The sequence below is a fragment of the Kitasatospora griseola genome (genome assembly GCF_014648555.1).
In the GTDB taxonomy this organism is placed as follows: domain Bacteria; phylum Actinomycetota; class Actinomycetes; order Streptomycetales; family Streptomycetaceae; genus Kitasatospora; species Kitasatospora griseola.
Genome location: NZ_BMRI01000021.1, coordinates 85,386 through 99,884, shown reverse-complemented (window position 1 = coordinate 99,884; position 14,499 = coordinate 85,386). Strand labels below are relative to the sequence as shown.

Below are 14,499 nucleotides of genomic sequence, written 5' to 3'. Positions count from 1 at the left end.
CCGGTGGGGGCGCGCCACACCGCTGCGCGGCCGAAGCCGACCGCGGGGCGGCGCGCTCGCGGGCCCGATCGCACCGCTGCCGGGCGGGCCCGGCAGCGGAGTTCGCCGCGAGTCCGCCGGCGCCGTGGCGACCGTCACGCCGCCGGTCGGCATGTTCCTGCCCGCCCGGCGGTACACCGTCGGGGACACCGCCTCCGGCGGCCTCGACGGCCGACCCGGCGTCACCACCGCACCACGGCAAGGTCCGACGCACCTCTCCCCCCTCGTCAGGAGCGTTCCGTGAAACCTCGCACCACCGCGCTCGGGCGCGCGTCCGCTGTTCTCCTCGCGGCGTCCGCCCTCCTGCTCGGCGCCCTCGCCCCCGTCGCGTCCGCCGCGGCCGTCCCCACTGCGGCCGCTTCGACCGCGGCGCCCGTCCTCACCGGCCCGCAGCTCGCCGCCTCCTGGACCGGCCCGCTGTCCACCCGGGGCCGCTACGTCGTCGACGCGAACGGCGAGCGGTTCAAGCTCAAGTCCGGCAACTGGGCCGGTGCGCAAGGCACTTGGCAGGGCAGCGGCGACGTCCGCGACCCGGCGAACCACCAGGCCCGGCAGCTGTCGAACAACATCCCGCTGGGCCTGGACCGGACGCCGATCGCGCGGATCCTGGCCGACTTCCACACCATGGGCCTGAACAGCATCCGGCTGCCGTTCGCCAACGCGCTCGTCCACGACACCGCCGCCGTCCCGGACTCCGCCGTCGCCGCCAACCCGCAGCTCAGGGGCAGGACGCCGCTGCAGGTGATGGACGCCGTGGTCGCGGCCCTGACCGCGGACGGCTTCGCGGTGATCCTCAACAACCACACCACCAGCTACCGGTTCTGCTGCGGCCTGGACGGCAACGAACGCTGGAACAGCGGACAGTCCACCCAGCAGTGGATCGACGACTGGGTGTTCCTGGCCCAGCGGTACCGGGACGACAAGCGGGTGGTCGGCGCCGACCTGCGCAACGAGGTCCGCCGCGACACCTGGAACGACGCCAACTGGGGCTGGGGCGACGACCACGACCTCAACCAGGCGCTGGAGGACGCCGGCAACCGGATCCTGCGGACCGATCCCGATCTGCTGATCGTCATGGAAGGCATCAACTGGCAGGGCATCCCCACCGACGTGACCCCGCACTGGCGTCCGACGCTCACGCCCGTCGCCACCCTGTCCAACACCCTGATCCGCTCCGACAAACTCGTCTACTCCGCGCACTTCTACGGCTACACCGGCCCCCGGCACACCGGCGCCACCGGCACCGGCGAGACCCACGACCCGCGCTACGAGGAACTCACCCCCGACCAGCTCGCCCAGGCGGTCGACGACGAGGCGCTGTTCGTGACCCGCACCGGCCAGCACTTCACCGCACCGGTGTGGATCAGCGAGTTCGGCGCCGCCGGCCGCGGCCCCGTCGACGCCCGCGAACGCGCCTGGTTCGACACCTTCACCGACCTCCTGGTGCGGAACGACACCGACTTCGCGATCTGGCCGCTGGTCGGCTGGAGCGACTCCACCGGCACGCCGCAGGACAACTGGGCGATGGTCAACTATGCGGCGAACGGCGCCCGGCTCGGCGTCATGGACCCCGGCGACTGGCGCGCCGCCGACTGGAGCAAACTGATCGACGCCCCCGCCCGCAGCGGGCCGGTCGCCGACGGCCCGCGCTGGAACATGCTCAACCTCGACCACTACGACGCCAACACCTCCGCCACCATGCTGGCCGGGCCCGACTGGTCACCCGGCAACCGCAAGGGCAACTGCCCCGACACCCAGCGCCTGGTCGGCCTCGGCCGCAGCGACAGCCGCGGCCTGTGCACCGACGCCGGCCGGCCCGCCAAGGGCGCCGGCGCCTGGACGACCGTCACCGACGAGCGCTACGTCACCCACGGCGACTGGGCGAGCGGCTACAACAAGCTCCAGTGCCCGGACAACGCCTTCGCCGTCGGCTACAGCGTCAACCGCAACGCGATGTCCGCGCTGCTGTGCGCGCCCTCCGCCGCCGCGCTGCCGCTGACCGGGCGCAACGTGTGGTTCGACGGCGGCGACAACCGGCCCGCCACCGGCGGCTCGGCCGCCAGCGACTGGGCGCCCGGCTACTACAAGGGCCAGTGCGCCGACAACGAGTACCTGGCGGGCGTCGCCTACACCTGGAAGTGGAACCACGGCGGCGTGCCCGACGCGCTGCTGTGCCGCCCGCTGAACTGACCCGTCGGTCTCACTGCGGGAGCGCCGTCGGGAGGCGCATCCGGAGCAGCGAACCCCCGTGCGGGGCGGGGGAGATGCTGAGGTCGCCGGCGTGGGCGTCGAGGACGGCGCGGACGATGGCCAGGCCCAGGCCGGTGCCCGACAGGCCGGTGGCGGGGGAGTGGGCGAAGCCGACGCCGGTGTCCTCGACGTCGAGTTCGGCGCCGTGGCCGGCGGTGCGGCAGCGCAGCGTGATGGCGTCGCCGGGGGCGGTGTACTTGACCGCGTTCTCCACCAGCGCGTCGAGGGCGGCCTCCAGCCGGGACTCGTCGCCCTCGACGCGCACGGCGGGCGCGTCCAGGTGCCAACGGCGGTCGGTGGCGGGCCGCCAGCGCTGGACGGTGCGGTGCACCAGCACGTCGAGGTCGACCGGGCCGAGTTCGGGCGCGGCGGGGTGGTAGGCGTCCGCCAGGACCAGCAGCCGGCCGGACAGCCGGGCGAGCCGGTCGAGTTCGTCGAGCACCACGTCGAGGTCCTCCCGCCCGGCCCCGGCGGGCAGTTCGCCCTGCACCAGCTCCGCGTAGCAGCGGGCCACGGTGATCGGGGTGCGCATCTCGTGCGAGCAGGTGCGGACGAACAGCTCCTTGTCCTGCTGGGCGCGGCGCTCCCGCTCGGCGGCGGCCCGGACCTCGGCGAGGGCCGCGGCCCGGCGGCGCACGTGCCAGGCCATGGCGAGGAACACCAGGGCCATCAGCGGTACTTCGGCGAGTTCGTCCCAGCCGAGGTGGCCGTACCGGGCGTACCCGGCCATGGTGCCGCCGGTGACCAGGGTGACGGCGGTGAGCACCGCGGCCGTCCGCCGGGCGGACCAGGCCTGGAAGCCGTAGACGATGGACATGCTGATCCACACCAGGTGGAACGCCACCGTCTCCAGGTGGGGCTCGACGAGCAGCACCAGCTGGGTGCAGGCCACGAACAGCACCCAGCCCGCGAAGAGCGCGCGGTCGCGTACGCCGCGGTCAGCAGGCACTGAACGCGTATCCGACGTTGCGCACCGTCTCGATGATCGGCCGCGGAGCCTTGCCGCGGATCCGACGGACCGTCACGTCGACCACGTTGCTGGCCAGGTCGTCGCTGCAGCCCCAGACGCCGGCCAGCAGTTCGTGCCGGCTGCACACCTGCCCGGCCTGCCGCATCAGGTGGCCGAGCAGCATGAACTCCCGGTGGGAGAGCGGGATCTGCCGCCCGTCGATGCCGAGCGCCTGCCGTTCCAGGTCGAGTGCGACGTCCCCGACGCGCAGCCACCGCTGGGGCGCGCCGACGGGGGCGGTGCGCAGCCGGGAGCGGACGCGTTCGACCAGTTCGGCGGTGGCGAACGGCTTGCCGAGGAAGTCCACGGCGCCGAGCCGCAGGCAGCGCACCCGGGTGGCGACGTCCACCACGGCGGACAGCACCAGCACCCGCTGCTCGGGGCGGAGTTCGAAGGTCTGGCGCATCACCTCGAAGCCGTCGAAGCCGGGCAGCATCAGGTCGAGCACGACCAGGTCGTACGGGTCCTCGCGCAGGCGGTGGACGGCCTCCGGGCCGGAGCCCGCGCCCTGGACGAGGTGGCCGTCCGCGCTCAGCGTGCGGGTCAGGTAGGCCCGTAGCCGGGTCTCGTCCTCGACGACCAGCAGTCGCGCCATGCTCGGTGCTGCCCCTCCCGCCCTCCGGACGCCGATCACGCCCAAGTTGCGGACGATTATCGCACTTTGTGTGTGGTCTGCGGAGCTGATGTGCCGTCATGACGTCCTCATGACAAGACTGTCATCTTCCCCGGCCCGTCCGCGGGCCGTCCGCACACTGGGGGCCGCATCCGCCGCAGCTCGTGGCCGGCCGGCGGCACGGCCGTCCACACCCCCGTGGCACCCGCCGTCGTCCGCCGCGCCGGAAGGGACGGACCCGCGCGACGGCGGCCGGGTGCCGACAGGGAGGAGAAACGGCGTGTTCACGCGCCAGACAACGAGGCCGCCGCGCCGCACGCGGCGGGCCCTCACCGCGATGGCCGGCGTCTGGGCAGTGGTGGCGGCAGCCCTGCTCGGACTGCCGCCCGCACAGCCCCAATCGGCGGCCGCCGCCCCGGCCGGACCGACCGACGCGACCAAGGTCCCGCACTACTTCGGCCCCTGGCCGAACTGGGCGAACAGCCCGCTGACGGTGTCCCGCGCCAAGGTCTCGATCACCAGCAGCGCCACCACCGCCCAGGTCGGCAACCCGCTGACCGCCCGCGCCTACGCCACCGACTACGCGACCCCCAAGGGCCAACTCGGGCCGGTGTTCGTCGTTCTGACCAGCACTCCGCTGCCCACCGGCACCCTGAAGGGCTTCCGCAGCTGGAACCAGACCGAACCCGGCGGCAGCCCCACCGGCTCCGAGGGCGGCCTGTTCCACGGCTACGTGCTGCGCCCGACCGGCACTGCCGACCAGTACACGGTGGTCGCCGACAGCGGACCGCGCACGGTGCCCGCGTCGGGGACCCCCGGCGGCGAGGTCACCGCGTACGACATGCCGGACACGCCCGTCCAGGCCGGTGACCTGATCGCCTTCTACGGCGAGGGCGTCCCCGTCGACACCGGCGTGGCGCACCCGACCGACACCCTGGTGTACCCGGCCGGCGCGGACAGCAGCACCAGCCCGCCGACCGGAGTCGCCCCCGTCAAGGACGCCACCGTCACCGTCGGCGCGCCCGGCTGGGAGCGCTACGCCGTCCAGGACCGGACGTACTCCTTCGGCGCCCAGGTCGCCCTGGCCGGCGGCGGCAGCGGCGCGGAGGCCACCGCCACCGTGGACCCGCGCACCGGCGGCATCGCGAGCATCGAGGTGACCACGCCCGGCCACGGCTACGTCGAGGGCGCGACCACCGTCACCGTCGAGGGCGGCACCACGGCGGCCACCGCCACCGCCGCCGTCCAGCAGACCCGCAGCGTCGTCGACTACAAGGTCGGCGCGGGCGGCAGCGGCTACGGCGGCTTCGCGGTCGCCGTCACCGGCGGCGGCGGGAGCGGGGCCGCGGCCATCGCCTCCGGCGGCGTGGCGGCCGTGAACGTCACCGACAGCGGCGCGGGCTACACCATGCCGACCGTCGACTTCGACCTGCCCGCCCAGCCGGACGGCACGGTGGCCAAGGGCCATGTCGACCCGGCCGACCTCACCCCGTCCGGCGGCGTCGCCAAGGTGACCGTGGACGACCCCGGCAGCGGCTACACCGCCGCGCCCGGCGTCACCGTCCGCAACGGCACGCTGGCCGACCCGATCCCCGGCGCGACCCCGGCGGCCGCCGCCAGCGGCCTGAAGCTGCTCGCGCTCACCGTCGACACGCCCGGCACCGGCTACGCCTCGACGCCCGACGTCACCGTCACCGACCCCACCGGCAACGGCGGTTCGGGGGCCGCGGCGAGCGCCGTGACCAACCTGGGCGCGATCAGTTCGGTCACCGTCACCAGCCCGGGCGCCGGCTACCTGACGCCCGGCATCAAGAAGTTCCAGGACCGGCTGCCGACCACCTGCAACCCCGGCGCGAACGGCGCCGGCTGCCCGGACGTGCAGCAGCTCGCGGACCCGAGCACCGACCCGGCGGCGAAGTTCATCCCCGAGGCGGTGCCCGAGACCGTCACCACCAGCGGCAAGCAGGCCGACCAGTACGTCATCGGCCTGGTGCAGTACCGCACCCGGTTCTCCTCCGACCTGCCGCCCACCCTGGTGCGCGGCTACGTCCAGCTCTCCACGGACGCGGTGCCCGGCCGCAAGGTCCCGCTGTACAACGAGCTGATGGACGGCACCCGGCAGCAACTGCCGTACACCGGCGTCGCCGCGCCGCAGTGGATGGGGCCGCTGATCGCCGCCACCAAGGACCGGCCGGTGCGGATCGTGTTCCGCAACCTGCTGCCCACCGGCGCCGCCGGCGACCTGTTCCTGCCCGTCGACAGCACCGGGATGGGCGCCGGCATGGGCCCGATGACGATGCCCGCGCCCGGCAACAGCTCCACCGTCACCGACGAGGTCCGCAACCCGGCCTGTACCGACGCCAAGCCGGGCTGCTACACCGACAACCGCGCCACCCTGCACCTGCACGGCGGCATCACCCCGTGGATCAGCGACGGCACCCCGCACCAGTGGATCACCCCCGCGGGCGAGCACACCGACTGGCCGCAGGGCGTCGGCGTGCAGAACGTGCCCGACATGGTGGACCCGGCCGGCGCGACGCTGTGCGCCGCCGCCGACGACGGCTGCTCGACGTTCTACTACTCGAACCAGCAGAGCGCGCGGCTGATGTTCTACCACGACCACTCCTACGGCATCACCCGGCTGAACGTGTACGCGGGCGAGGCCGCCGGCTACACCATCACCGACGACACCGAGAAGGCCCTGGTCAGCAGCGGCACCATTCCCGACGCCGCGTCGACGCTGCCCCTGCTCGTCCAGGACCGCACCTTCGTCCCCGACGACGCCCAGCTCAAGGACCAGCTGGACGCGGGCGGCGACCGGGTCTCCTACGGCCAGGACCCGACCTGGGACGCCAAGCGCTGGGGCGGGAAGGGCAGCTTCTGGTACCACCACGTCTACATGCCGGCGCAGAACCCCGGCGACCCCAGCGGGATGAGCTCCTACGGCCGCTGGATGTACGGGCCGTGGTTCTGGCCGCCGGCCGGCGACACCACGTACGGGCCGATCCCCAACCCCTACCACGACCCGCACTGCAAGCTCGACGACCCGACGACCTGGCAGTACCAGGCGGCTCCCTACTGCGAGCCCGAGCAGATCCCCGGCACCCCCAACATCTCCATGGGCATGGAGCAGTTCAACGACACGCCCCTGGTCAACGGCGTCGCCTACCCGAAGACCACCGTCCAGCCGAAGACCTACCGGCTGAAGATGCTCAACGCCGCCAACGACCGGTTCTTCAACTTCCAGTGGTACACCGCCGACCCGAAGCAGGGCGACGGAACCACCGAAGTCGCCCTGAAGCCCGATGAGTTGAAGGCCGCGCAGACCGACCCCAACGTGGCGCCCACCCCCGTCGACGCCAACAACAGCGCCGCCGGGCCGAGTTGGATCCAGATCGCCAACGAGGGCGGCTTCCTGCCCGCCCCCGCCGTCATCGACGGACAGCAGCCGACCACCTGGATCACCGACCCGACCCGCTTCGACGTGGGCAACGTCGACAAGCACTCACTGACCCTCGCCCCCGCCGAACGGGCCGACGTGCTGGTCGACTTCTCGAAGTTCGCGGGCAAGACGCTGATCCTCTACAACGACGCGCCCGCCGCCTACCCCGCCCGGATCGCCTCCTACGACTACTACACCGGAGCCCCCGACCTCGCCCCCGCGGGGGCGCCGAAGATCATGCCCGGCTACGGCCCCAACACCCGCACCGTCATGCAGGTGACCGTCGCCGACACCACCCCCGCCCCCGCGTTCAACCTGTCGAAGCTCCAGGCCGCATTCCGCCACCACGCGGACGGCTCCGGCGTCTTCGAATCCGGCCAGAACCCGGTGATCGTCGGACAGGCCGCGTACAACTCGGCCTACGGCACCAGCTTCGCGGCCGGCAGCAACTGCAACACCGCCAACACCGCGGTCAAGACCTGCGACGGACTGGTCCGGGTCAACGACACCACGGCGTTCAACTTCAACACCCTCAAGGCGCCGAACGCGAAGAGCACCCTGACCCTGCAACCCAAGGCCATCCACGACGAGATGAACGCCACCAGCTTCGACGCCTACGGCCGAATGCAGGCCACCCTCGGCGTCGAGGCCCAACCGCCCACCCCGGGCGCCCAGAACGTCACCCTCTACCCCTACATCAACCCGCAGACCGAACTCATCGACGGCACCGCGCTGCCGAGAGCGGACGCGAAGGTCACCCCGATCGGCTCGACCGCCGACGGCACCCAGATCTGGCGGTTCACCCACAACGGGGTGGACACCCACCCGATGCACTTCCACCTCTACGACGTCCAAGTGCTCAACCGGGTCACCTGGGACAACATCATCCTGCGGCCGGACGCCAACGAACTCGGCTGGAAGGACACCGTGCGGATGAGCCCACTGGAGGACACCATCGTCGCGCTGCGCCCGGTGGTGCCCACCACGCCCTTCGAAGTGCCCAACTCGGTGCGACTGTTGGACCCGGCGATGCCGGCCGGCGACACCTCGATGTTCAACAACGTCGACCCGCAGGGCAACGGGACCGCGCCGATCACCAACCAGCTGGTCAACTTCGGCTGGGAGTACGTCATCCACTGCCACATCCTCAGCCACGAGGAGATGGACATGATGCGGCCCGAATCACTGGTCCTGCCCCCCGCCAAGGCCGACGGGCTGACCGCCTCGGTGATCGGCCAGGGCGGCAACGCCAGGGTGCAGCTCAGCTGGCGGGACAACTCGATCAACGAGACCTCGTTCACCGTCCAACGCTCCACGGACGGCACGACCTGGACCGACGTCGGGACGATCGCCTCGCCGCTGGACCAGCCCAACACCCACCAGGACCGCACCTTCGTCGACATGACCTCCTCGACGACGACCCCGTACGCCTACCGGGTGGTCGCGCTCAACACCGCCGGCTACGGCGGGCAGTTCCCCAGCATGACCGCGAAGTCCGTCTCCGACCCGCTCCAGGTTCCGGCGGCGGTCAGCCCCAACGGGCGGATCCCCGCCTGAGCAACTGACCCGGGAGGGTGGGCGGTCGACGCCCTCCCGGATCAGCGGATCTCGTTCTCCGGGTGCGCCAGGTCGTAGGCGCGCCGGGCCTCCGCGATCGCCGCGCGATGGGCCAGCGACCAGTCGGCGAGCGCCTTCACCAGATGGGTCAGACCCGCGCCGGTCGCCGTCAGCCGGTAGTCCACCTGCGCCGGGACGGTCGGGTAGGCCGTGCGCAGCACCAGGCCGTCGCGCTCCAGACGGCGGACGGTGAGGGTCAGCATGCGCTGCGAGATGCCCTCGACGGCGCGCTGAAGCTCCCTGAACCTCCGTGGCCCGCCCGCGAGTTCGACGACCACCAGGACGGACCACTTGTCGCCGATCCGGTCCAGCACGTCCCGGATCCCGCAGTCCGGATGGTCCTGCCGCCCGCACGGTTCGAGCTCGGCGGGGGTGGCGGAGGTGGCGGGGGTGGTTACCTCCGTGTGCGTCAGTGACATCGAACTGCCTCCTTGTGGGCGGTCGCCGCGCGGCCGAGGATCAACGGTAGCGACTGGTTACCGAAGAGAACCAGCACCCGGCGGCGCGAAAGGCTGTGACCGATCATGATTCTGGTGACCGGAGCGAACGGAAACCTCGGCGCGGCCGCCCTCGCCGCGCTGCGCCTGGCCGGCGTACCGGCGCAGGGCGGCAGCCGCACCCCCGCCGGGGGCATGCGGCACCTCGACTTCGACGATCCCGCCACGCTGGACCTGCGCGGCGTCACCACCCTGCTGCTGATCTCCGCCGGATACGCGGAGGACGACATCGTCCTCGCCCGGCACGCCGCCGTCCTCGACGCGGCCGCCCGCGACGGCGTCGGCCACGTCGTCTACACCAGCCTCACCACTGCCGGCGACCACCTCGCCTTCGCGGCCGCGCACCGCGCCACCGAACGGCTGATCCGCGGCAGCGGCCTGCCCTGGACGATCCTGCGCAACGGCCTCTACGCCGAACTCTTCGGCGGCCTGCTCGCCTGGACCTCCGACGGCCTGGAATCCCCCTTCGGCGACGGCGCCCTCGCCGCCGTCGCCCGCACCGACCTCGCCGAGGCCGCCGCCACCGTCGCCGCCGACCCCACCCCCCACACCGGCCTCGTCCACGACCTCGTCGGCGCCCCGATCACGGCGACCCGGGTCGCCACGGCCCTCGCCGTCCCGCACCGCACGCTCGACCTCGCCGCCTACCGCGACCGCCTCCTGAACACCGCCCCGGGCCTGCTCCCCTTCCAGCCCCCGATGCTCAGCTCCATCGCCACCGCCGTCCGCCACGGCTTCCTGTCGGCCACCGGCCCCGACCTCCCTAACCTCCTCGGCCGCCCACTGACGGACCCGCTGGCCGTTGCAGTCGCCGCGGCCTCGGCGTCGCGCCGAGCCGCGAGCGGGTGAACCCGAGGGCGCGAGCGGGTGCGCACCTGCCCGCGAGCCGGCCGTGCCGGGGTGTTCGGTCAGCTGTCGAAGCCCAGGCCGAAGCGGTCGAGGGTGCGCAGCCACAGGTTGCGGTGCCCGGCGTTGGCGTCGGCCCGGGTGAGGGCCCACTGGGTGATGCCGATGCCGACCGAGCGGACCGGCTCCGGCGGGAACGGCAGCGGCTTGCGGCGGACCAGCTCCAGCCCGGTGCGTTCGGTGCGCTCCCCGGCGAGCAGGTCGAGCATCACCTCGGCGCCGAACCGGGTGGCGCCGACGCCGAGCCCGGTGTAGCCGGCGGCGTAGGCGACCTTCCCGCGGTGGGACAGGTCGAAGAACGCCGAGAACCGCGTACAGGTGTCGATCGCACCGCCCCAGGCGTGGGTGAAGCGCAGGCCCGCCAGCTGCGGGAAGGTCCGGAAGAAGTGCCGGGCGAGGGTGGCGAAGGTCTCCGGCCGCTGGTCGCGCTCGGCGCTGACCCGGCCGCGGTACTGGTGGACGACGTCGTAGCCGCCGAACAGGATCCGGTTGTCGGCGGACAGCCGCACGTAGTGGAAGTGGTTGGCGCTGTCGGCCCAGCCCTGCCGGTTCTGCCAGCCGACGGAGGCGAGTTGGGCGTCCGTCAGCGGCTCGGTCATCAGCGCGTAGTCGTAGACCGGGACGGTGTACGGCCGGTGGCGGCGCAGCAGCGACGGGAAGGCGTTGGTGGCGAGCGCAGTGCGGCGGGCGGCGATCCGGCCGTAGGGGGTGCGGACGGCCACGCCGCCGGGGGTCTCGGCGAGGGCGGTGGCGGGCGTGTGCTCGTGGATGCGGACGCCGAGGTCGAGGCAGGCGCGCTTGAGGCCCCAGGCGAGGCGGGCCGGGTCGAGCATCGCGACGCCGTCGCGGTCCCAGAGGCCGCCGAGGAAGGTGGGGGAGTCGACCTCGGCGCGCACGGCGTCCTGGTCGAGGACGTCGAGGTGGCTGCCGTAGCGGGCCGCGAGCTCGGCGAACTCCCGCAGTTCGTCCACCTGGTGGGGCTCGGTGGCGATGCTGAGGGAGCCGCTGCGCCGCCAGTCGCAGTCGATGCCGTGGCGGCGGACGGTCTCCTGCATGGCGTCGAGGTTGGCCTGTCCGAGGCGTTCCAGGACGGCGAGTTCGCCGGGCCAGCGCTGGTGGCCGTTGGCCAGGCCGTGGGTGAGGCTGGCCTCGCAGAAGCCGCCGTTGCGCCCGGAGGCGGCCCAGCCGGCCTCGCGGGCCTCGATCAGCAGCACGTCCAGCGACGGGTCGCGCTCCTTGGCGATCAGCGCGGTCCACAGTCCGCTGTAGCCGCCGCCGACCACCAGCAGGTCGCAGCGGGTCTGGCCGACCAGTGCGGGCTCGGCCTCGGGCCGGTCGGGGGAGTCCAGCCAGAACGGTACGGGCTGGGCGTCCCGGAGGGCGTGGACGGGGTCGGCCATGGCGGGGCTCCTTCGACGGTGCACGGGGGATTCCGGGCCCCGGAGCGGGGTTGCGGGACCCGGATGCCGTCATCAGACCGTTCGCCGTCGTCCAACGTCAATGGCGTTGACATAAGCGCGCCGGGGACGCCGCAGACTCAGGTGGGCGACCGCCTGTCGCGTCCGGCCGTCAGCCGCGCGGGCGGGCGGCGTCCGGCAGCGGCGTGCCGGCGGTGGACAGCGCCCGGTACAGCCGGTCCAGGTAGGCGTGCAGCTGGCCGGGCATGTCCACGGACTGGTCGAGCACCCATTGGAGCTGCAACCCGTCCATGACGGCGAGCAGTTGGCGGGCCTCGGCCGGGCAGTCGGTGTCGGCGCGCAGCTCCCCGCTGTCCACGCCGCGGTGCAGCGACTGGGCGGCGTCGGCGGTCAGGGTCCGGTAGCGGCGGGTGAAGAAGGCGTGCGCGGGGTGCTCCGGGTCGCCGGACTCGCCGACCAGGGCGTTGAACATCCGGGTGCGTTCGGGCCGGTCGGCGTTGTGGGCGGCCAGGTCGACCAGGCGGTGGAACCATTCGGCGACGGTGGCGCACTCCTCGGCGAAGAACTGCTCGATGTCGTTCTCGTCGCTGGCCTCCAGCACCGAGACCAGCAGCGCCTCCTTGGTGCGGAAGTGGTGCAGCAGGCCGCCCTGGGTCAGGCCCGCGTCCTTGGCGATCCGGGCCAACGAGGTGCCGCGGAAGCCGAGTTGGGCGAAGTGCGCGACGGCGGTGTCCAGGATGCGGGTGCGGCGCTCGTCGCCGACCGCGTAGCTGCCGCGGCGGGCCGGCTCGTGCTTCACGTCCATGGCTGCCACCTTAGCCAACGCGCCGCACAGCCCCGTTCGGTGTGATCCAGGTCACAAAATGAATACCTACTGACCACTCGGTTTTCGTGCTTTGCTGGTCCGGCCCCGCCGCCGTGCCCGTTCCGGTCGGACGGCCACCTGACGTGCCGTCCGTTCGCCGTGCCGCACCCTGCGCGCGGGGCACCCCCACCCTTCACCCTCCCGCCGCACGGGACCGTGGCCACCCCAGGAGGCCGGTCATGACCACCGCCGACGACGCCGTCGACCGCCCGAGAGCCGCCGGCCGGGCGCTGCTGCCGATGCTCACCCTCGGCAACTCCGCGCTGTACCTGGTCTACCTCGGGGTCGGCGGCGTCCTGCTGCCCGCCCAGATCGAACTGCTCGACCCGGACGGCAAGGTCGGCAGCCTCGGCCTGGTCTCCGGCGTCGCCGCCGTGTTCGCCACCCTGTTCAACCCGCTCGCCGGGCTGCTCTCCGACCGCTCCGGGCGCCGCAACCCGTGGATCCTCGGCGGCGGCCTCGCCTCCTTCGGCGCGCTCGCCCTGCTCGGCCAGGTCCGCACCGTCCTGCTGGTCACCCTGGTCTGGTGCCTGGTGCAGGCCACCATGAACTGCTTCCAGGCCGCCCTCACCGCCGTGGTCCCCGACCGGGTGCCCGCCGAACGCCGCGGAGTGGCCTCCGCGATGGTCGGCATCGGCACCCCGATCGGCTCGGTGGTCGGCATCCTGCTCGCCGCCCGCTTCGTCCCCGACTCGCTCGGCACCGGCTACCTGCTGATCGGCGCCGTCATCGCACTCGCCGCCGTGCTGTTCGCCGCACTGGTCCGCGAAGGGCGCCCGACGAAGACCGAACCCGTCCCGCTGCGCCGCCAACTCGCCGCGTTCGCCGAGACCTTGAAGGTCGCCGACTTCCGTTGGGCGTTCATCGGCCGGTTCCTGATGATGCTCGGCTTCTTCGCCGTCTCGCTGTTCCAGTTCTACATCCTGCAGGACCACATCCGGCTCCCCGACGGCATGGACGCCCCCGGCGCCCAGACCTACCTCGCCCCGGTGGACGCGGTCTCCACGCTCGCCGCCACCGTGCTCGGCGGCTGGCTGTCCGACCGGCTCGGCCGCCGCAAGCCGCTGATCGCCGTCTCCTGCGTCCTGGCCTCCGCCACCATGGCCGTCCCCGTTCTGATGCCCACCTGGACCGGCATCCTGCTGTACACCGTGCTCGCCGGGATCGCCTTCGGCTGCTACATGGCCGTGGACACCGCCCTGGTCACCCAGGTGCTGCCGAGCGCCGCCGACGCCGCCCGCGACCTGGGCGTGCTGAACATCGCCAACGCCGGGCCGCAGATCCTCGCCCCGCTGGTCGCCTCCGCGGTGGTCGGCCTGGCCGGCTACGACGCGCTCTACCTGGCCGGCGCCCTGATCATCCTGGGCGGCGCGCTCGCCGTCGTCCCGATTCGCGGCGTCCGCTGACCGCCCCTCACCCTCACCCTCACCCCCCCCGGTACTCGGAGAACCACCATGCACCACACCGCCCTTCCCTACCAGGACCCCGCCCGGCCGGTGGACGAACGCGTCGAGGACCTGCTCGGCCGGATGACGCCGCAGGAGAAGGCCGGCCTGATGTTCCACACCATGCTGCCGATGCACGCCGACGGCCGGCCCGTGGAGGACGGTGACGACAGCGACTTCCCCGCCGACACCACCGGCCTGATCAGGGACCAGGGCCTGAGCCACTTCAACCTGGTGGGCACCGCCGAGCCGCGCCGGATCGCCGAATGGCACAACGCCGTCCAGGAGATCGCCCACGGCACCCGGCTCGGCATCCCGGTCACGCTCTCCACCGACCCCCGCCACTCCTTCACCGCCAACATCGGCGCCTCGATCCGGGCCGGCGCGTTCTCCGCCTG

The 14,499-nt window shown here is 72.8% G+C and carries 9 protein-coding genes and 1 pseudogene; 5 read left to right on the top strand and 5 right to left on the bottom strand.

What is annotated here, in order from left to right; genetic code table 11:
* Window positions 1-279: 279 nt before the first annotated feature.
* Window positions 280-2,229 (top strand): glycoside hydrolase family 5 protein, encoded by a 1,950-nt coding sequence (locus tag IEZ12_RS24505; RefSeq protein WP_229847907.1) that lies wholly within the window; start codon window positions 280-282, stop codon window positions 2,227-2,229.
* A gap of 10 nt (window positions 2,230-2,239) precedes the next feature.
* Here the strand turns inward: IEZ12_RS24505 and IEZ12_RS24500 are convergent, their stop codons facing one another.
* On the bottom strand, window positions 2,240-3,238 hold the full coding sequence (locus IEZ12_RS24500) for a sensor histidine kinase (protein WP_189274707.1): 999 nt from the start codon (window positions 3,236-3,238) through the stop codon (window positions 2,240-2,242).
* Window positions 3,228-3,893, bottom strand: a complete 666-nt coding sequence (locus IEZ12_RS24495) for a response regulator transcription factor (RefSeq protein WP_043908309.1) — start codon at window positions 3,891-3,893, stop codon at window positions 3,228-3,230. Before IEZ12_RS24495 ends, IEZ12_RS24500 begins: the two co-directional genes overlap by 11 nt.
* Before the next feature lie 298 nt (window positions 3,894-4,191).
* Here IEZ12_RS24495 and IEZ12_RS24490 point away from each other — a divergent pair, with 298 nt between their 5' ends.
* The gene (locus IEZ12_RS24490; protein ID WP_229847905.1) at window positions 4,192-8,910 is read left to right on the top strand and encodes a multicopper oxidase domain-containing protein; all 4,719 of its coding nucleotides are present in this window, start codon (window positions 4,192-4,194) and stop codon (window positions 8,908-8,910) included.
* Between the two features lie 41 nt (window positions 8,911-8,951).
* Here the strand turns inward: IEZ12_RS24490 and IEZ12_RS24485 are convergent, their stop codons facing one another.
* Window positions 8,952-9,389 carry a winged helix-turn-helix transcriptional regulator gene (locus IEZ12_RS24485; RefSeq protein WP_189274705.1) on the bottom strand — a complete coding sequence of 146 codons (438 nt, stop codon included), beginning with the start codon at window positions 9,387-9,389 and terminating at the stop codon, window positions 8,952-8,954.
* Window positions 9,390-9,494: 105 nt separating this feature from the next.
* Here IEZ12_RS24485 and IEZ12_RS24480 point away from each other — a divergent pair, with 105 nt between their 5' ends.
* The gene (locus tag IEZ12_RS24480) at window positions 9,495-10,316 is read left to right on the top strand and encodes an NAD(P)H-binding protein (protein WP_189274703.1); all 822 of its coding nucleotides are present in this window, start codon (window positions 9,495-9,497) and stop codon (window positions 10,314-10,316) included.
* Between the two features lie 59 nt (window positions 10,317-10,375).
* Here the strand turns inward: IEZ12_RS24480 and IEZ12_RS24475 are convergent, their stop codons facing one another.
* Entirely contained in the window at window positions 10,376-11,773 is a 1,398-nt protein-coding gene (locus IEZ12_RS24475; protein ID WP_189274702.1) for an NAD(P)/FAD-dependent oxidoreductase, read from the bottom strand.
* Window positions 11,774-11,942: 169 nt separating this feature from the next.
* Complete coding sequence (locus IEZ12_RS24470) at window positions 11,943-12,596, bottom strand: TetR/AcrR family transcriptional regulator (RefSeq protein ID WP_189274700.1); 654 nt, start codon at window positions 12,594-12,596, stop codon at window positions 11,943-11,945.
* Between the two features lie 239 nt (window positions 12,597-12,835).
* On the opposite strand from IEZ12_RS24470, the gene IEZ12_RS24465 reads away from it, so the two are divergent.
* Together IEZ12_RS24465 and IEZ12_RS38945 are read left to right on the top strand one after the other, a co-directional pair.
* Window positions 12,836-14,062 (top strand): MFS transporter, encoded by a 1,227-nt coding sequence (locus IEZ12_RS24465; RefSeq protein WP_189274698.1) that lies wholly within the window; start codon window positions 12,836-12,838, stop codon window positions 14,060-14,062.
* Window positions 14,063-14,110: 48 nt separating this feature from the next.
* Window positions 14,111-14,499, top strand: a pseudogene (locus IEZ12_RS38945) (glycoside hydrolase family 3 protein); the annotation flags it as partial.